The sequence below is a fragment of the Eisenbergiella porci genome, from assembly GCF_009696275.1.
Taxonomy (GTDB): domain Bacteria; phylum Bacillota; class Clostridia; order Lachnospirales; family Lachnospiraceae; genus Eisenbergiella; species Eisenbergiella porci.
In genome coordinates, this window is sequence record NZ_VUMI01000001.1 from 120,699 (window position 1) to 140,441 (window position 19,743).

Annotated in this window: 12 protein-coding genes; 1 reads left to right on the forward strand and 11 read right to left on the reverse strand. The window is 39.7% G+C overall.

Annotation, left to right across the window (positions count from 1 at the left end; translation table 11 throughout):
* Nucleotides 1-54: 54 nt before the first annotated feature.
* Complete coding sequence (locus tag FYJ45_RS00595; RefSeq protein ID WP_154462988.1) at nt 55-855, forward strand: AraC family transcriptional regulator; 801 nt, start codon at nt 55-57, stop codon at nt 853-855.
* 263 nt (nt 856-1,118) lie between these two features.
* On the opposite strand, the gene FYJ45_RS00600 is transcribed toward FYJ45_RS00595, so the two are convergent.
* The 11 genes from FYJ45_RS00600 to FYJ45_RS00650 all read right to left on the reverse strand — a co-directional run bounded on the left by FYJ45_RS00600 (nt 1,119) and on the right by FYJ45_RS00650 (nt 19,586).
* Nucleotides 1,119-3,836, reverse strand: coding sequence for a heavy metal translocating P-type ATPase (locus FYJ45_RS00600; RefSeq protein WP_154462989.1), 2,718 nt, complete (start codon nt 3,834-3,836; stop codon nt 1,119-1,121).
* 194 nt (nt 3,837-4,030) lie between these two features.
* On the reverse strand, nt 4,031-4,411 hold the full coding sequence (locus tag FYJ45_RS00605; protein WP_154462990.1) for a metal-sensing transcriptional repressor: 381 nt from the start codon (nt 4,409-4,411) through the stop codon (nt 4,031-4,033).
* A gap of 823 nt (nt 4,412-5,234) precedes the next feature.
* On the reverse strand, nt 5,235-6,014 hold the full coding sequence (locus FYJ45_RS00610; protein WP_154462991.1) for a hypothetical protein: 780 nt from the start codon (nt 6,012-6,014) through the stop codon (nt 5,235-5,237).
* A complete protein-coding gene (locus FYJ45_RS00615; protein WP_154462992.1) occupies nt 5,989-8,964 on the reverse strand; it encodes a hypothetical protein in 2,976 nt (991 codons plus the stop codon). The genes FYJ45_RS00610 and FYJ45_RS00615 overlap by 26 nt, the downstream gene beginning before the upstream one ends.
* A 15-nt stretch (nt 8,965-8,979) precedes the next feature.
* On the reverse strand, nt 8,980-10,695 hold the full coding sequence (locus FYJ45_RS00620) for a hypothetical protein (RefSeq protein WP_154462993.1): 1,716 nt from the start codon (nt 10,693-10,695) through the stop codon (nt 8,980-8,982).
* A 6-nt stretch (nt 10,696-10,701) separates the two neighbouring features.
* Nucleotides 10,702-13,932: a tubulin-like doman-containing protein gene (locus tag FYJ45_RS00625; protein WP_154462994.1), complete on the reverse strand. Its 3,231-nt coding sequence runs from the start codon at nt 13,930-13,932 to the stop codon at nt 10,702-10,704.
* A gap of 22 nt (nt 13,933-13,954) precedes the next feature.
* Nucleotides 13,955-16,642 (reverse strand): vWA domain-containing protein, encoded by a 2,688-nt coding sequence (locus FYJ45_RS00630; protein ID WP_154462995.1) that lies wholly within the window; start codon nt 16,640-16,642, stop codon nt 13,955-13,957.
* Nucleotides 16,643-16,718: 76 nt separating this feature from the next.
* Nucleotides 16,719-16,880, reverse strand: a complete 162-nt coding sequence (locus FYJ45_RS00635; protein WP_154462996.1) for a cyclic lactone autoinducer peptide — start codon at nt 16,878-16,880, stop codon at nt 16,719-16,721.
* The gene (locus FYJ45_RS00640; RefSeq protein ID WP_154462997.1) at nt 16,868-17,452 is read right to left on the reverse strand and encodes an accessory gene regulator ArgB-like protein; all 585 of its coding nucleotides are present in this window, start codon (nt 17,450-17,452) and stop codon (nt 16,868-16,870) included. Before FYJ45_RS00640 ends, FYJ45_RS00635 begins: the two co-directional genes overlap by 13 nt.
* Before the next feature lie 99 nt (nt 17,453-17,551).
* Nucleotides 17,552-18,889: a sensor histidine kinase gene (locus FYJ45_RS31620; protein ID WP_154462998.1), complete on the reverse strand. Its 1,338-nt coding sequence runs from the start codon at nt 18,887-18,889 to the stop codon at nt 17,552-17,554.
* On the reverse strand, nt 18,876-19,586 hold the full coding sequence (locus tag FYJ45_RS00650) for a LytR/AlgR family response regulator transcription factor (protein ID WP_154462999.1): 711 nt from the start codon (nt 19,584-19,586) through the stop codon (nt 18,876-18,878). The genes FYJ45_RS31620 and FYJ45_RS00650 overlap by 14 nt, the downstream gene beginning before the upstream one ends.
* Between the last annotated feature and the right edge of the window lie 157 nt (nt 19,587-19,743).

Genomic DNA, 19,743 nt, shown 5'->3' on the forward strand with positions numbered 1-19,743 from the left:
GGTTCTGCTGTTCGTCCTGACTGTCATTTTAACCGGAAAGGATAGGTATCTGCCATGATTACTGTCGGCCACTGCGGCTATGATTCCAGACACCGGACCAGGCTGGAAATGCGCCGTCCGGGAGGAACGCCTGACTATACTCTTCTGCTTATAAAAACGGAGGCTTTTTTCCGGATAGACGGAAAAACTCTGCAGACTCCGCCGGGGACGGTTATTCTGTATGAACCGTCGGTTCCTGTCCATTACGGCAGTGTAGGCGCCTCCTATAATGATGACTGGATTCATTTTCTGCCTGAGGACTGCGACTTACCATTCCTGCAGGATCTGAAGCTTCCCTGCAATACGCCATGCACGCTTTCCTTTACCGGACAGCTCTCCGAATATGCCCGTATGATCGTCCTGGAAAAAAATTCGGAGCATCCCTACCGGGAACAGATTCTGGATTCCCTCATGCGGACTTTGCTGTATTCACTGGCCTCCCAGCTTTTGTCTTCTCCTGACGAAGCCATGGAAAACAAATATTATTCCGCAATGAATGAGCTGCGGATGTCCATTTTAAATACGCCGCATAAAAAATGGACAATTGAGGCGATGGCTGAGTTAGTGCATATCAGCCCTTCCTATCTGCAGCATCTTTACCGGGAGCTGTTTGGTGTTTCCTGCATTCAGGATGTGATTCAGGCACGCCTGAAATCCGCCCGTTTTTACCTGCGGACCACGGAAATGTCCATCCAGTCCATTGCAGAGCTTTGCGGGTATGAAAATGAGCTTCATTTCATGAGGCAGTTTAAAAAATTTACCAATATGACGCCCAGCCAGTACCGCAGTCATTATCTTTGTGAACAGCAGAAATGAGTAGCGTCAGATACGCTTGGAAAAACGCTTAAAAAAGCCTCCGCACCGTGTTTCTGTCGGTGCAGAGGCTTTTTTAAGCTTCTGAATTCAGTTTCTCCGGCAGAAGAAGCTGCATCCGGAATTCTTTCAGCTGTTACGCAGCTTTGGGGCTGCGTCCCCTTCGCTCCGGACGGCTCTTCTTCTTTATACCTTATTTAGGTTCTGTGCGCAATGAACTATTCCCTGTTGAACTGACATATCCTGCTTTTTTGTTCAGTGCTGTTTTATCTGGTTACGCAGTCCACTGCGGTATAGCCGGCATCCTCCACGGCTTTCCTCAGGGTATCATCCGCTACGTCCGCAGACAGCTTAACCGTGGCTTTTTTTGCTTCCAGATCCACATTCGCTTCCTGCACACCTTCCACGGCTGCAAGGGCTTTCTGCACATGCATCTGGCAGTGTGCGCACATCATTCCTTCTACTGTGATTACTTTTTCCATTTCTGATTCTCCTTTTCCGGACAGTTCTTCCTGTCCATTCCTTTCTTTTTCTGGTTTTATTGTGTCCTGGCTGGAGGGGGCTTCCTGAGTAACGGATTCCTCCTGTGCAGCGGTCAATGGCTGTTTTTTGACGGCAGATGGCTGCTGTGATTCCGGTGCAGAAATTACTTCCGGCTGGCCAAAGGCAGTAATGTCTGTTGTTTTCCCTTTGAAGAAGCGCAGACGGAGGGCGTTGGTTACAACACATACGGAGCTCAAACTCATGGCTGCCGAACCGATCATGGGGCTTAAGCGCAGGCCGAAGGCCGGATACAGAACGCCTGCCGCCACGGGAATTCCCAAAATGTTATAAAAGAATGCCCAGAACAGGTTCATGCGGATATTGCGTATAACCGACTTGCTCAAATCTATGGCAGTCGCCACATCGACGAGGGAATCCTTCATAAGGACCACATCCGCCGAATCGATAGCAATATCCGTTCCTGCACCGATAGCGATTCCCACATCCGCCCTGGTGAGTGCGGGAGCATCGTTAATGCCGTCGCCTACCATAGCTACCTTATGTCCTTTTTCCTGAAGCTGCCTGATAACGGATTCCTTCTGGGTGGGCATAACCTCTGATATGGCTTCTTCAATATCTAATTTTTTACGGATTGCTTCTGCCGTAATCCGGTTATCGCCGGTCAGCATTACCACCTTCAGGCCGGCTTCCTTAAACTGCTTCAGGGCAGATCTGCTGGAATCCCTGACGGTATCCGCCACAGCTATGATGCCCTCAAGTTCGCCGTCTTTTGCAAAAAGCAGAGGGGTCTTTCCTTCATTGGCAAGGCTTTCCAGTTTCTGTTTGGCTGTTTTTTGCATGTCTTCTTTTTTAAGAAGGCCGTTTTCCTGTAAAAAGGCGAGGTTCCCGGCCAGATATTTTTTCCCTTCCACAACGGCGCTGACACCCCGGCCTGCGCGGGCGTCGAAGCTTTCCGCCTGGGGAACCGGAAGCTTTTTCTCTTTGGCTTTTTCTACCACAGCCATAGCCAGGGGGTGTTCGCTTCCAGATTCCACCGCTGCTGCTTCTGCCAGGAAGGTATCCTGGGTTATATTTTTGTTAAAAATAATCACATCGGTTACCGAAGGGTGTCCGGAGGTGATGGTTCCTGTTTTATCCAGCACGATGGTGTCGATGGAATGCAGGGTTTCCAGGCTTTCCGCTGATTTTATCAGGATGCCGTATTCTGCCGCTTTTCCAGTTCCAACCATAATGGCTACGGGAGTTGCAAGGCCCAGGGCGCAGGGGCAGGAAATTACCAGCACTGCGATAGCATTGGAAAGGGCAAACTCAAAGGTATGGCCGGTGGCTATCCAGACTATTGCGGTCAGAACAGCAATAACGATAACCGTGGGGACAAAGATTCCGCTGACACGGTCCGCCAGGCGGGCAATGGGAGCCTTGGTGTTGCCGGCCTCATCTACCAGACGGATGATCTGTGCCAGGGTGGTGTCATCCCCCACTCTTGATGCACGGAAACGGAAGGTGCCGTTTTTATTGATGGTAGCGGAAATCACTTCGTCTCCGGGATCTTTTTCCACGGGGATACTTTCTCCGGTGATGGCGGCCTGGTCCACATAGCCGTGGCCTTCTGTAACCACGCCGTCTACGGGGATGCTTCCGCCGGGTTTGATAACAACGATATCACCGGCAATGACGTTTTCCGCCGGGATCGTCTGTTCCTGTCCGTTGCGGAAAACCACGGCGGTTTTAGGGGCGAGATCCACGAGTTTGCGGAGGGCATCGGAGGTCTTGGCTTTGGAGCGGGCTTCCAGGTACTTTCCTACGGTAATCAGTGTGAGGATCATGGCGCAGGATTCGAAATAGAGTTCATGGGCATATTGATGGACGAGGTCCATATTGCCGTGTCCGAAGCCATAGGACATTTTATACATGGAAAATACGCCGTATAGGAAGGCGGCAGCGGAACCGATTGCCACCAGGGAGTCCATATTGGGGGCCTTTTTTATCAGGGCTTTGAAGCCGGACTGATAGAAATGGCGGTTTATGATCATAATAGGGATGGTAAGCAGGAGCTGGGTCAGGGCTGATACCAGAGCATTTTCCATACCGTTTAGAATACCCGGTACGGGTAAGCCCATCATGGGGCCCATGGCTACGTACATGAGGGGAATCAGTATGGCTACGGAGGTTATCAGGCGGGTTTTCATGCCTTTCTGGTTTTCCTCGGTAAGTTCCCGGCGGTTTTCCCATTCTCTGCTTATTGTACTCTCTTTATTTTCATTTTGTATCGGGCAGGAGGCGCCGTAGCCGATGCCTGTTACGGTGTCAATTATTTTGGATGTGTCGGCCTGGGTTTCGTCATAGGTGACGGTCATCTGGTTGGCCAGGAGGCTGACGTTGACGTTTTGGACGCCGGGCAGCTTGCTGACGTTCCGGGTGATGTTGGCCTGGCAGGCGGCGCAGGTCATGCCGGTGATGTTGAATTTTTGGGTTTGCATGGGGGGATCACCTCTTTCTTTATTACTATCCTTATTTCTGCGGTGGGAAGCTGGCAAATGAGTTGGTGTGGGTCATTGGGGCTTTTGGGACTTGGGATGCGGTTAGAACTGGGATTTTTGGAAAACCCGGAGGAGCTTTCATTCATTTGGCGGCTGTCGCATTATACAGATTGTAATTAGGGTTATTGTCTGAATTATTTCAGTTTTTTAATCAAATCTATGGCTTCTTCTAAAATTTCTGTGTTACCGTTTTGTATTTCTTCTACGACGCAGGTTTCCAGGTGGTCTTGGAGAATGATATAGCCGAAGCTTTGGAGGGCGCTTTCTACGGCTGCTATCTGGGTGAGGATGTCGCCGCAGTAGCGGTTGTCGTCCAGCATTTTTTTGATGCCGTTTAGCTGGCCTATCATGCGGTTTAGGCGGTTTTGGAGCTGGTGGGTGGCTTCGGGGGTGCGGGGGGTGTGTTTGTGGTGGGGGCAGGATACAGCATTTTCAGAAGCCGGTACGGGGGTGGGAACGGATAAAACCGATGTATTTATATTGGAATCTTCACTTTGTTTATGGGACTCTTGCATGGATTGACCTCCCTCTTATTGTATAGAACATTTTATATACCCTAATGGGGTATGTTATTTATAAAACACACTTTATACCCTCAGGGGGTATTTGTCAAGTATCTCTTAATAGAAAAACATTTTTTAAATATAAAACAGCATGTTTCAAAATCATAATTTGAAACACGCCGTTTTATTAATTAAGACAATTCATTTGAGAACCAAATTAATACCTATCGAAGGGCTGGCTTCATTATTTTTTATTCGTATATTGCTATCTTGCCACCCTCTCCTTTAAAAACAATATTATAACTGATGACTATTCGATTTCCCTCAAAGGCTTCCACATGCTATCTGTTTTAATGCTTCCTGACAGGTATCATCTTTATCAGCGTGCTTTGCTTTAAAAAACATCATACGACGATCCCTTTTTCCTTTTTGACAATATTCCGTCAACCTTTTTCATAACTCATAGCTAAACTTCATAATATATCCTGCCAGGGCAAATTACTGTAATTGTGTTAGTAAGCATATTGTCAAGTCCTGCGCAAAAACTTTCTCTGGCTATTTTCAGGCATCACGTTATCACTGTAACTTTCAAAACCGGTTCTTTATTATCGTATAAGTGTTATCCAGTCTCTCTTTATAATAACCACCAGCATTTACTAAGGTTAATTGAACATCATACTCATTAATCAGCACAATTACAGGCTTTCTGTAATGCATATTCATTAGGCATGCTATTTCAGAGCAATTCTTCAGATTCTATTTATTCACCTCTTGCACCTTCAGGCTGTTACGATTCTGACTTATATTAACTGTAGAATCGGCTGAATTTTCGTACCTACTGTTTTTGTTGTTCCCGCTGTTCCATTTGTTCCAGGCTAATCAAATCCTCTGTTAATGGAGAGCCTAATATTTTGCAACATTCCTGATACTCTGCATTATTATCACTTTCTGCCCATTTTTCATCACAATATTCAGCATAATGCTGGTGGAAGTCCAGGTAGAGACAATGGACAGTCATCCATTGAACAGTACCGTTTCTAAACTCATTAAGTTTAGTATATTCTTCCCCGGTAGGTAACCCGATATTTATTAAAACCTGTAATAGTTCCCTTCTTAAAATATCCTCCGGATAACCCAGCATTATTTTTAATAAATCGGGCTCCCATCCTCCTTTCTTTTTATATTTTATATTTACAGGTTTATTGGTAATCCCGGTTGATTTGTTTTTAGAGAAATGAAAAAACAGATTTTTGGTCTTCACCGCGACTCGTTTATCCTGTTTCAACCCAAAAAAGCAGTCCAAACTGTAAATACAGTCATTTACTAACTCCATTATGGCACTTTTATTAGAAACAATAGAGTTCAAACAATCCTCACAAATTTTACCCGATATGGGATGCTTTTTTATATCAATAGCTAAAACGCCCTTTCCGCAATAAGGACAGACTTCATCTTCTTGTCCCATCTTGTTTTCACACAATAAAGTACCGCCTTCCACTTGATTCTTATCTGCAAAATGTAACTCCTCCGCAAAATATTTCAGAATTTCTTCTTTCCATTTTGCGCTTAAATCTGCTTTCTTCTCCGCATCACTTTCCAAAATAATTGTCTCCATTATCCTTGCTCCATTTCACATAATCCTGTATTATCTTCATTATTTTAGTGAAATTGCTCTCAATTGAACGAAGCAGCCCCATATCCTCTCTGCTATCCTCCAAAATATAAAAGCTCCGCGTTGTATCCGCATCAATATGTGACAGTATAACAGTTAAAAGTTCCTGCGGAATCTCATATTCCCGGTACTCTTTATAGTTCACGGCCACATCCAGCAGATGATAATATTGCGGATAGAAGGTACAAAATGTTTCCTTCAGCATTATTGCTGTCCAGTAAATCAACCTTTTATTTTCCATTTTTCCGGTAAATTCAACCTGCAGAGCCTCTTTCCTCCTGTAAATCCGTGTTTCCTCCTGTTTAAATTGCCCTAAAATCCTATTTTCGTTATAAAATTGATTCCAACTATCCATTTCAAGATATCCATAGGAATACGCATTCAGGTTTATATGACATCTCTTCAATACAACTTGGTGAGAACGAAATACAATTTTCTGCGATGGAATTTCGTCAAATTTATCAAAAGAGAAATACCTTCTAAGCTGTCGGTAATATTTTCTTCCATAAATTTGATCCGATGCCCTTCTCACTAAAAGCTCCTGGCCATATTCAGATTGATTCTTACCGGTAATCACATAATATTTGCCGTTTAAAACAACCTGCTGCCCCTTCATATATTTTTGTTCCAGATGTCCTGCCAGCATTAGTTTTCCGATATATTTTCGGTCACCGATTTCATCAATATAACTAGCCTGAGAAAAGTATTTCCGGAATTCTTTCTTTACGCGTTCATCAACAATACGGTAATAAATTATTTGTTTAATTTCTTTTTCCTGATTAGAGAACTCACTTCCGAAATTTATGCTAATTTCTGCGTCATCAATATTAAAAACCAAATTAATCAGCTTTTGCAGATATCTCAGGTTAATAAATTCACGTTTGACATCTTCTTCCCCTTTTTTCAGGAACTCCCATATTTCCTCCTCCGAAATTTCGCCTTCAAGCATTCTCCGGATTAAACGAAGAGCCACATTTCTCATTGTGTTAACGGGAAGAGGAACAAACTGGGTAATATATTTGGGATCTGCATTCATAACATCTTTAATACTCTTCATATAATCGCGGAGCATATAATCTGGAGATAAAATGTTGACAAATATTTTTTCCTGCGCTCTTGTCGCAAACTGTCTCCCAAGTTCAAATAAATTACAATTGGAATCTTCCACAAGCAAAAACTGTTCCGTTTCCAATTTATTCGCATTTCCCGATATTTCAAAGGAAATACGGCTATTTAACTGCATCTGATACGGTTTTTCACCGGTTCTTTTTCCATAGAGGTCATAATACTGCCCGAATATCCATTGTAGATCATAAACCGGCATGACATCCTCCCCATACCAGATTAAATGTGAAATATGTTCTTTTCCTGCAATTTCCGCAATTCTTGCTTCAACTCCAAGATATCGTTTTGCCGGTTTCCAGGGACTAAAAGGCTCACTCTCCGTATTCCAATAAGCAAGCATTGTTTTTTTCGCATAATATGGAGTTGCGCTAACATACTTGATTTCTGAATTTAATAAATGTGAAAATAAATCCACCATACTTTCCGCATTTTTATCACATAGAAACCATGTGCATCTGGGCGTTTTCCTTCCTACCTTCTCCGCCAAAGCCGCCACAGCTTCCTGTCCCCCGGCCAGAATGTCCGATGCCTCTAATACCGCTGCAAAAGAAACCTTATCCAGAAATTCATCCAGCCAATAAACCTTATCCTGTTGATTAATAATCTGAAATGGCAGAATACCCACATCCGTCTGTTCAACACTGCCATCCAGCAGGTCAACATTCCAAAAATCAACTAAATCCTGAATCTCTTCAATCCCTTTTTTCACCCATGCGATAATTTCTTTGAGATTTCCTGTATCTTCAATCAATATCACTGCTTTCTCCTTACGGAGCAGGGAAAGATATATTGGAAAAAAAATGCAGATACCAACATCATAATAAAAAGGTGTTGCATAAAAAATACTCTTACCCTGTACGAGCATAATTGCTGTTTCCACACAGGATATATGAAAAAAAAGTTCACCGCTTTGTCTTTTTAAATAACTCAACAAATATTGAATCCTTGCATCATCAATTTCCTCATAGTTCTTGATAATTTCCCGTATTTCTTTACAAAATTCAAGCTCATGGCTTCTACTTCCATCGAAAGTTACAACACTCTTGTCCTTAGATGCTTCTTTAAGACATAAAGCCCTTATTTTCCTCAGCTTCATATTGTAAGGTATTTCCCTATTTCTCTTTTTCAGCCACCTCCATCTCACCGGAACTCCATTATCCAAATAGTTAACAGCTTCAAACAATGCCGTAAGGTATACTGTCGGAAACAGCTCTATAGGGCGGAAAAACAAAACATTCTGAATATTCATGACTCCGGTATGTAAAACCGCCAGATAAAACAGATTAACTGCTATAAACAGCTTTAATGCATTCGCAATTGTCTTCCACTTTTTAGATAATACATAGTCATTGCTCAATTCATCTCTGACATATATTTTTCCGAAATCCTCATGAGCTTCCATGAATCCTTTTCCAAAATATACAAATTTTTCACTTAATTTACTCCGGCCGAACATATAAAGCGTCATATAACAGAACATACTGCTCGCTTGAGGGAAAATATCTAATATACAATGTACTAACTCTTTCAAATTAATCAACCATGGCCACATCGATTTCAATTCCAAATACGCTTTCCGTACCGCCTCCTGAGATGCATACATAACTGTAATACTCAAAAACGATAAAAAAAACGAAAGTAATGGAAATAAAATGTAATTTCTTCTGTCCCGGCCTGTCATGGGTGCAATATTCCTATCTTGATAAATTGTCAGGAAAAAAGACGAATCTCCCAAAATTTCTCCAACCAAAAACTGCAATATTTCCATAACATCCTCCACCGTTTAATATTCCGTTTTTTCTATCCGTATTCTGGGAATAAAATCAAAGAAAACTTTCACCTGACTTCCGCTTCTATTGATATCCGCCATTCCTAAACTTCGTTTATATGGAATCCAATAATATTCCGTATCCTGAGGCTCCTGCTCGAAATCAACTGTAAGTACAGGTTCCTTTACTTGCCAACTCTTATTACTGTCTACCAGAAGATATTTCAGTTGCCGGCAAATAATCAAACTGCTTTCACATACAAAACGATGTCGCATCAGTCTTTTTCTTCGCTGCAGAGAATCCATTTTCTGCTCTTCCTGCTCCTCCTCAAGTTCCGTACAGTATTGGTATTTTGAAATCAGTTCAAGAATACTTTCCAAATACACAACCTTTTTCTCTTGTCTGTCTTCCAAATTAACTGTAAAATGTCTATTATATTTTCTAACTTTAGAAAACACATCAATTTTTTCTAATAAAAAAAAACTTGTAACAACTAACAGAAATAAAAAACAGCATATAATTATTATTATTAAGTTCTCTAATTTATTCACATACTTAATATAACTATAAACAAATGGTACTAATATCATTACTTCTATCACACACAAAATAACAAACAAATACTTCTTTTGCTTTTGGGGCACTATATATTCCATCTTCTGCCGGATATTTTCTTCATTATTCCTGAAATTCCACTCAAAATCCTGCTGCTGCAGCTGAATTTGTCTCTTCTCACTCATCTGTTCAAAAGCTTCTTTTTTTTCACGTTCCAGCATATCCTTTCCTGCTTCTGATAAAAAACCCCCCGCTTTTTTTCTTCGGCTTACTTCATCCTGTATCCTGGAGGCTTCTTCCCTTAATACTCCTTTAGGAAAGTATAGCTTCGACCACACCACATGTCTGTTATGAGCAAGATTATCCTGCAGCACTTCTGACTGCGAAAAATTTTTCATTCTGATTTTTTTGAATTTTTCAGAATGTGCTTTTCTGTTTCTATAGGCATTCAATGAACACTTAAAAGAAACTGCTTCCGGATAATCAACTCCGCAAAGATTCTTTTGCCGCAGGCTTTCAATTTCCTGGTTCAAATCATCTAAAATTTGTGCCAGCCGCATCTCTTCATGAAAAATAAACTTTTCAAATCCATTTTGTTCGATTTCTACCGTCAGCTTATACAAAAAACCATATTCCAGAATTCCTGCCGGGAATTGATTCGCCGCCAGGGTCAGTAAACCACAGGTAAGCATAAACAGGCTATACTGACGCAGCATTTCGCAACTGCAGTCAATTTCCATCCAAAGCATCCTGAAGCAGGAGCCATATTTCCTATCTGCATCTACGGAAATCAGTCCTCCTTTATAACAGGGAACTACCGATAGTTTCTTCCGATAGCCAACATACCAAATCTGCTGCGGACAGCACCCCTTGATTTTTGTATATCCGTTTTCTCTTACATGTCCATAGCTGCTGATTAGGGTACTGATTTTTTCCGGTATTGTGTTCTCAGGTGTTCCCCCACAGCATTCAGATTTTCCTTCAAAAATTATCAGACGCCATTCAAAATGTGTCTCCGTTCTGATATTCAAGGCGTTCATCATATCTTCAACTTCATCCTGTTCTTTCCAGTGATACCAGGCAACTTGTCCCGCTTCACGAAAACTCTGAAACATAAACATATATTTTTCAATTGAAGCCTGCGTTCCATTACGATATAAAATCACAGTATACATGTCTGTTTAACCCTCATCATTAGGTATCTTGTTTTCACGGAAAAAGCTTTCAGCCACTTTTATAAAAGACTGTAGCCGCGCATTATTCTTATTGTCATTATCTTTTATTTTATCCCACTCTGATTTCATTTTCATTCTGCAGTCCTCGCTTACAACATCAGATTCACCTTCCCGGCTCATCAATATCAGCTGCCAAACGGCTTCTAAAAGAAGTTTATACATAAACCTATCCTGCTTATACAATTCAATTTCATCAAAATACTGAAGCAAAATCCCGAAAATTCCGTCCTCATAGTTATCAATAAGATTATCCACCAAATTATTTTGTTTCGCTCTTTCTTCTGCAATACGTCTGTACAATTCATCATTCAGCCGTCTTACCTGCCAGTTATTCTCATACAAATATCGATGAAATTCCATTAAATTGGGGAACTCAACCAAATCACTTTCAACTGTATAATAATATTTATCTTTTTTATTATTCTCTAGATTATTTTCATGTCTGAACTTCTTCTGAAGAACCGCATAAAGAAATGCCTGTGCAATTTCTAATTCTTTATACTTCTGATACTGCAAATCACTATCAGGCAGGTTCAGATAGCTATGCCAGCCTTTATCGATATGAGGTGTAATCTGTGCATTATGTATCGCATTTTTTCCCATATAGTCAAGTGTATCCTGGTAAGAAAGAAATGCGTCTCCTCCTCCTTCTCCCTTGTTCTCATCATAATGAATATAATCCAGCACCTCATCCGCATCCAGGCCAACAAATGAGCGGTAAAACATCAATTGGTATTTACTGCAGTAAAATGAGTCATGCACGCTTTCCTGATCATCCAGCCACCTTACTACGTCTTTGAAATATCCATGTTCATTAAGCAATTCATCATTATAGCAGCATATGGAAATTCCCTGTTGTTCACCACTCTCTTTACTGTATTGGAGAAATGGCGCTATTAAATTTTTCTTAACCTGCTCAATCCATCCTTTCATTCTTATGGCATCACTCTTTCTCCCATTTTTGCATAGTTCTTCCATATCAATTGCGTGTAGGATATTCATATCCAAAATATCACTGTACTCGCGTTCCAGATTTTCAACCCAGTGATTTTTGAGCTGCATAGATAAATCGCCGCTTTTGCTTCGATTCTGAATCTGATTCTGCATCAATTCAAAAATCCGATAAGACAAAACGGTTCCTGTCTGCATAAAACTTTGCCGTTCATGCAGCATATTGAAAATTTTATCACGGCATTCCTGATCCACACAGACATATGCCTGTATCGTTCCCTTTGTTCTCTGAAATTCCTCCTCCAAAAGTTTGCATTCTTCTTTAAATTCTTCCAAAAGCTCATTGTAATTATCATAAAAGTATTCATAATTTTTAATCAGTCTTTCAACATAACCATCACACTGCTCCAGAACTTTTTTGTATGCTATATGCTCCGCACAATCGTATAAGTTCTTCAATGAACCCGAATACTTTCTATAAACTTGTTTGAAAATTTTTCTTTTTTTCTTAATCTGCGTTTCATCCTGTTTGGTCAAATCCTGAATTCCCAGCTGAAGTTTTGCAATTTTTTCTTTTTCAGCTTCTACTCTCTTTCCAATCTCCTTTTGAAGCTGATAAAGAAAATACCGAACGCCATTAGGATGCATAAAATTCCCGTCCGTATTAAGCCAGTACTCCATTTCATAAGACGGCTGTTCTTCTGTCAGAGAATGGAGTCTGCACCAAAAACTGCCAAAACGCTCTCCTGTTGCTTCGCCCATAGCCAAAACCAAAGCTTCCATTCTCTTGTACACAGTTATTATCTCTTTACATTTTTCCACATTTGACTGCATAACATCCCGATAAGATTTTGAAAACCATATTCCCTGAATCTTGGTATTGATCTCCCCTAAATGATAGTTAAATATATTTTCATCCGCCTCATCTTTTTCTTCATTTTCCTTTTTTTCCTGTTCTAAGCGATACTGAACCTCCCGCCAGAGAGCATCCAAATAATCGTTCCACCGAAAAGTTCCCTCTTCACTCCTGCAGGACATGCGGATATCTTCGGCCAAAATATCTGTCTGGTCTGCCATCTCGATCGCCTTCAAATATTCTGTTCCACGTTCTACCTGCACATACTTTCTTCCTGCTTTTCTCAGCCTTCGCTGTTCTTTTTCCTTTTCATAAAATTTCCTATCGTACTCCTTCCACCTCTCTTCCATTACTTCAGCGGCCCATTTCAATGCATAATATCTTTTTACCTTTTCGTAAGGATATACAAGCTCTCCGCATCCAATACCGCCAAATCTGCGCAAATATTTTTCTCCGTTCTCTATTGATTTATAAGTTATATGTTTAATCGTATTATCTTCACGGGAATTATTCCGATCATGAATAGGGCTGCATGCCTGCATATACACAGCATTGGCAACCAAATCCTTTAATTCCCCAAATGAACGGATTTTCCCATTCTGATTGAACATGCCAAAAAGAAAACAGTATGTATAAGCATCAAATCGGTTATTTGCTTTTCCGGCTTCCAGGTCTATCCTCGTATTCTTGTACCTGATGCGATCACCGTCAGCAAATTTCATAAATGCATTTAATTCCTTTACCGCAGCATAATCATTGGCACCCAAGCTTTTTCTTTCCAGCTTAGTGATTTCACTATCCTCCAATGCACTGGATAATACAAGGAACCCCTTGCAGATAGACAGATCATCTCCTGTTTTTTTTCGAATATAATCTTTAATAAACAGCGCTATAGGCAGTATAATCCCGGAACCAGTACCTCCAGCAAGAGAACTGATGATATAAAATTCAATTGGCTGCCTGCCGCTGTTTAAATCCAATTCATTCAATTGATCAATCACTGCACATAAAGGGAACAATTTTCGTCTTGCTATCGAATATTCAAGAGCCAGACGAGAAATCGCTCTCTGCTGTCCTGCTCCCTCTGTCATTGATTTTCGATTGAAAATTTCGTTCTGCGGATACCATTGTCTGATTTCCTCCGGAAGACTTTCCAGACAGGCATTTACTGTCATATTATCTGAAATCTGAATCTGTACTCCAGGGAAGCCTTTTCTTTTCTGATCATTAATCGTATTCAAATCCGTATCTATTGTAACAAATCGAATATATTGATTATCCGGCGCATCAAAAGGAAGCATATGCGCCACCCTGGCACATATCTCAGATCCGATACCTCCTATACCTATAATCACTGTCGGTGCTTTCATCTCCTTATCCTCCCTGTGTCAATTATCTTTCATCCTTAAACACTAATAGCATCTCATTTTTGTACTTATCAAACAAAGAAAACTGCAGTTCTTGACGAATCGTTTTATTTTCTTCAATAATTGGAGATCCCCCTATACGGAATCTGTTTTCATCAGAAAAGTCTTCACAGTTTAATAATTCCAATCCTCCTCCCAACAAATCCTTCTGAAGTTTCATATTAAAATCCCTTATGAATGGATCATTGTCTGACCTCGGTGCTTTATAAACCAAATTTACCTTTTTCCAACCGGGAACGAAAAGATGCATTCCACGCTTTAAATATACCCTTGTACTTTTTCTGCCATTTTTTGAAACTAAATATGTTTTATAATTTGGAATATGATAGTCGCTTCTTACCCACAGTAAACACAGTAGTATCCAACTAATTATAAGGGTTATCAGAATAATTGCTATTATCTGAACCCCAAGAGGAACATTCTGTATCCCCATATTTTTTACAAGGTTAATTGTCTCTGTTGTTGCCTTCCTTGTATAACTTATTTCCATTGTTATGTTCACTTGATTTGTCACCGGTTCTCCAAAAAACTTTCCCTTCTTTAAATAAAAATTTAAATCCTCACCAATTTCCAGGTATGGTGTCATCTGTTCAGGCTCTATACCTATTATTTTTACATTTAAATTTTTCCTCTTAATTCCCGTTAATTCCTGTCCATTACAAAAGTATTTCACTTCCACAGGTTCGTCCTGAAACATACGCATTACCCATCTTTTAAAGCACTCAGCTTCCGTTTCTACCGAAAGTTCAAATTCGTCTGACCGAATCTTAAGCCTGATATCCCCGGACATCAACTCATCCGGTTTTCCAATACCGTAATCCCTTTTCCCGGTCAAATAGAAATCAGCTTCACTGGCAATATCATCTTTATCCGGATCCTTCAGCCCTATACGGAATCTCACCAGGCCATCATCCGAAATATCTAAAAACTCCGCCACAAAATCATCATCTCTTGATATACACTGAAGCTGTTCTATATCTTTCAACTCTTCAGTACCCAGATTTTCCCCATCCTGACGCAGTTGAAAAGCCGCTATTGAAGATTCGTCTTCCTGATGTTCAATCCAAATCTCTTCTTTACTGGCCAAAACAGCATCAACTGCCTTCCTCTTCCTCTGCACATCAAGACAGATTGTCTTCTGCTCATTCCAGGGAGTTCTGATTGTTAATTCATATTTTCCGACTTCAACAGAACATGAATATACAAAATCTTCCTGACTCCTCAACTCTATCCTTTGTGACTCCTCACCATCCCACGGTTTTAAATACACCTCAAAATTTTCAGGATAAAGCAAATCAAAAACTGCTTCATCATCCTCAATCATTGTTTCAGTTTGCTTATTCACAAGAGTTAACTGAATATCCAACTGTCCCTCCTGAATGCATCTGTCTGTCCAGACCCCAATATCTGCATCTGTCTCACATTCATTTAAATGTGCTACTTTCTCACCTTCCTGCTGATATTCAATTTTGACATCCACAGCCGGCTGATAATAAATATTTACAGTATCAAAGTCTGCCATATCATAGCTATAGACTCCATTTGTATTCTGTTCAGTACTGGAAAAAGTCTTAATTGCCCCCTTCAACTCCCGGTATTTAAATTCGACATCATCATAATGTTTCGGCGCTATCTCATTATGCCCTTCTACATTCTCCTCCGCCTCCGGAATAGTATCAATTCCCGAAAACATTATCACATCTTTATCTCGGACGTTTTTTCCGCTTTCTCCTGAAGGCTCAGAAGTTCTGTTTTTTTTATACTCTTCAAACGTAGTTTCTTTCCCTGCACTCTGCATAAATACAATTACACGCTCCATTGGAATACCCGCAGAAAATTCCAATCCTGTTGTTTCTGTCGAAACGTACTTTTTTTCAATGTCTTTATTTAAATATACTCTTTGGTAAATTTTATTAATAACATCAGTAACATCCCTGATTATTTTGTCTTCATTCTTCTCACCATCAGACTCATTCGGAACATAAATCCGCTTATTCAGATTTTCATCAAGCTTTATTAACCCTTCCTCATTGCCGATCGGTACATAAGCAATTGAAATATTACTGTCCTCAGTAATCTTGTAAAGCTCACTTTGCAATCTCTCTTTTTTATCAGAATACTTCGGGAACACATTCTCAGGGTGGCTGAATGCACCATCGGTCAATATTACAATCCAGCAATCTTCCCCATCATCGTATTCCTTCAGCTCCTCAGCTGCAGCTTCCACTGCTTCAAAATAGGTCCATTCCGTAAATTTCAATTCACCCAGCACTTTATCTACGTAATCCATCTTGCTTCCGGTACTTTCCCACGAATTAGCCGATGCCTTTTCCGGAATCGGAAGCCCCGTCTTATAATCACCCATGACAAAAATTTTCAGTTTATCTTCTTCATTCATCATAGCAGCAAGAGCCCTGACCGCATAATCTGCCTCTACCCATCGGGTTACGGCCTGACTTGAGTTATCACTAAGATACATAGAGCTTGAATTATCATAAACCACATAAATTCTTTTTTTCTGTTCTTCTCCAACATTAGTATTTAAAGGAGACAATCCCGCCGCTAAGCTCTTATTTGTAATCAGGATGCAAAACAGTACTATAATGGTACATATTTCACTAATTTTTTTCATCCTCTTCTCCCTTTTCATCATTTTGTTTTTTCCCCTCTTTGAAAAATGACACCAAAGGGCTTTTCCTCCCCTCTGATGTCACTCTGTCCATCTCTTCTTAGCTTCTTTTTCTTAATTGTCTGACGGTATCCAACAATTCTTTGCTTTCCTCCGGCTGATATCCTGTATATCTTGAGGTTGCAGAAACTGTAGTGATACCTATCATGTACACCACCAAAAGCAATCCCTGTAAAATATAATACCTTATCAACTTTCGCATAATAAATCCTCCCATGGTTTGCACCATAAAATCAATAAAATTATTTCTGCCTGAGTCATACACAACTGTATTGACAATGCAGTACTTATCCTGCTGATACAGAAAGTTGTTATTTGCCAAAATATCACAATGATCCAGGATTTCATCCGATTACGCTGCTTCCAGTCAGGAGGCAGACGTTTGTTTTTATTCTCTACAGGCACATATTTCCATATAACCCAATTACCCAAAGAAAAAACCACAACTACCATACAAAAGAAAGCTTCAGGAACTACTATGACAGCCGTCAATGCCGTAATGACATATATCCCACAGGTCAATATAAAACACCGTAACCTTGTAGAGGCATGATGTCCCCCAGTATAACTGCGTACAGTAATAAAGCATACGAGATAAAAAATCCCTCCCATTATATTATGAAGTAATACGGCAAGACCAAGAACACCGGCAACCGTAAGCACTGTGGAAATCAGCACATCTATTCCCACCTGATAAACTGCAGTCCTATCATCCGGCGTACCATCATGAGATGCTAAAAAAACGGCAACGGCCAGGGATATTTTATCAATCATGTGCACATAACCTTCTCATATATTGTTTTTTAACTTTATTTAATTATACTACTGTCTTCCTTTCGTAAAAACGGTCATGTCATATTTGAGCTATAAATGTCATAATTTTACTGTTATTGGCAATAGAATCTTGATTTGAAACCAGTTTTCTTTTAACTGCTGCTGAAATATTCCACCGTATTTTTCGACTGTTAATTCAACGTTACGCAGTCCGATTCCATGCAGAGATTTATTTTTTTTCCTGCTCACCTTCTCTATAGCTTCCTGTAGTTTCTCGTTGTCCACCCAGTTTGCAATGTATAAGCATAAATTTCCGTACTCTTCATGAATTCTGACAATCAACTCTTTATGATACTTATTTTTTTCTTCCGCTTCTATTGCATTATCCAGCAAATTACCTAATAAGGCACATACATCAAGAGGGTTCATCTCATTACCCGGAAGATACTCAATACTTTCTTTAACTGTAATCTGACATGCCCTCGCCTTCTCCAGTTTCATATTAAGCATCGCACCCCATATCGAATCGCGCATCTGCACAAATCCAGTGGAACTTCCCACCTCATCTGATAATCTATGTACTATCTCTTCTAAATAACGTTGTCCCTCTTTTACATCTCCGCAATCAAAATAATATTTAATCCCAAGAAGTTGATTCTTAATATCATGTCCTGTTCTTCGAATTATTTCATAACGTTCTAATTCATTTTGATATGAATGTTTTTGAATCTCCATCAATTCTATCATCAACTGTTTTTCCCGGCTTTCTTTTTCCTTTTTCATTGCATAAATAAACAGATATAAAATCACATTGAACATCGCGAATATACCAATGATCAAAGAAATTAACAAAGTCATATTTTTATTCATATGATAAGCTTGAACCAAATTCTGTAAAAGAAGGCAGAGCAGCACAATTGTAATAATTGGTATCAAAAAAATACCACCATATGTTATCTTTTTATCCCTTCCGGTAAATAACCTTCGTAATTTCAGGAAGCCATACATATAGCCCACCAGAATTACTTTTCCAACGACTAATAAAAGAAATCGTTCAAATGTATCTGCTCTCATCCAACTGCTGATACCATTTTCAGTTAACAGATAACCCAGAGCCATGGAAATAATCGCGCTGCATATAAGTCCTAAATTAAAAATAACAGCCCCCATCAGCCAGCTGTACCAAGGACCGCAAAGACACAAAATACCATAAAATACTACTATAAAAAGATCTAACAAAGTTGTCGGCCAAAAGAAAAATGAATTCCAGTCAGCTATTGCAATATTAAAAAACAAAAGCATAGCAGCCAGAAATGTACTACTCCACAGTTTGATTCCTTTATATTTATGACAACAAAATCTGTTCAAAAACAGTATATACAAAATAGATTCCAGGGCATCAATTATTAATTCCAGCACCATATCAATTCCTGTCACCAATCATCCTGTTCAACATAATCATCTCTACAATATCCTTATATGACCCGCTAACAGGGATCTTATCTTTATTTTTCATTAGTATTACACAATGCCGATAGCTTTCTACGTAATTGAGATTAACCATATAGCTCTGATGTACCTGCAAAAAATCAAAGCCTTTCAACTGTACTTCCAATTCTTTCAGCCTGTTTCTGATTACAACTTTATTCTCCTCAGTATAATAAAATGTAACATAATGTCCTGCATTACGTGCGTATATTATATTTCCCGGCTTTATTCTGCAGTCTTTTTTATTGTCTTTTACTATAATTTCCTCATTCTTTTTTATAAAAACATTTTTTAAGATTTGAAAAGTTTCGTATAAATCCTCCTGCAAATGTTCCTTACGAATAAAAGCTCTTGGTTTAACAAAAATGGATGTTCGCATATATTGTTCATAAGCACTGATAAAAATGAACTCCTTGTCTATATACTTCTCTCTGAGTTTTTTTGCAAGTTCAACCCCAGATAATTGTGGCATCAAAATATCAAGGAAATAAATATCAAAAACTTTGGATAGCGCCAGACACTGGTAGGGATCACTCATTGTGCTGACTTCCATATTTAGGCCGTTTAGAAGGGCTGTATGCTTGATCGTTTCCTTCAAAATTTTTAAAAATTTTATGTCATCATCAACTATAACAGCGGTAATCATTGGTTTGTTTTCATCCTTGTGTAATAGTATGGTATTGATTTAATCGTTGAAATTCAAATGTCATATCGAAAAAACATAGAGCTTTGTTCGTGTATTCAAGAAAACGGAAATGAAGAAATCATGCTTCTTTGATGTACAAGACAGTACAAATTCCAAT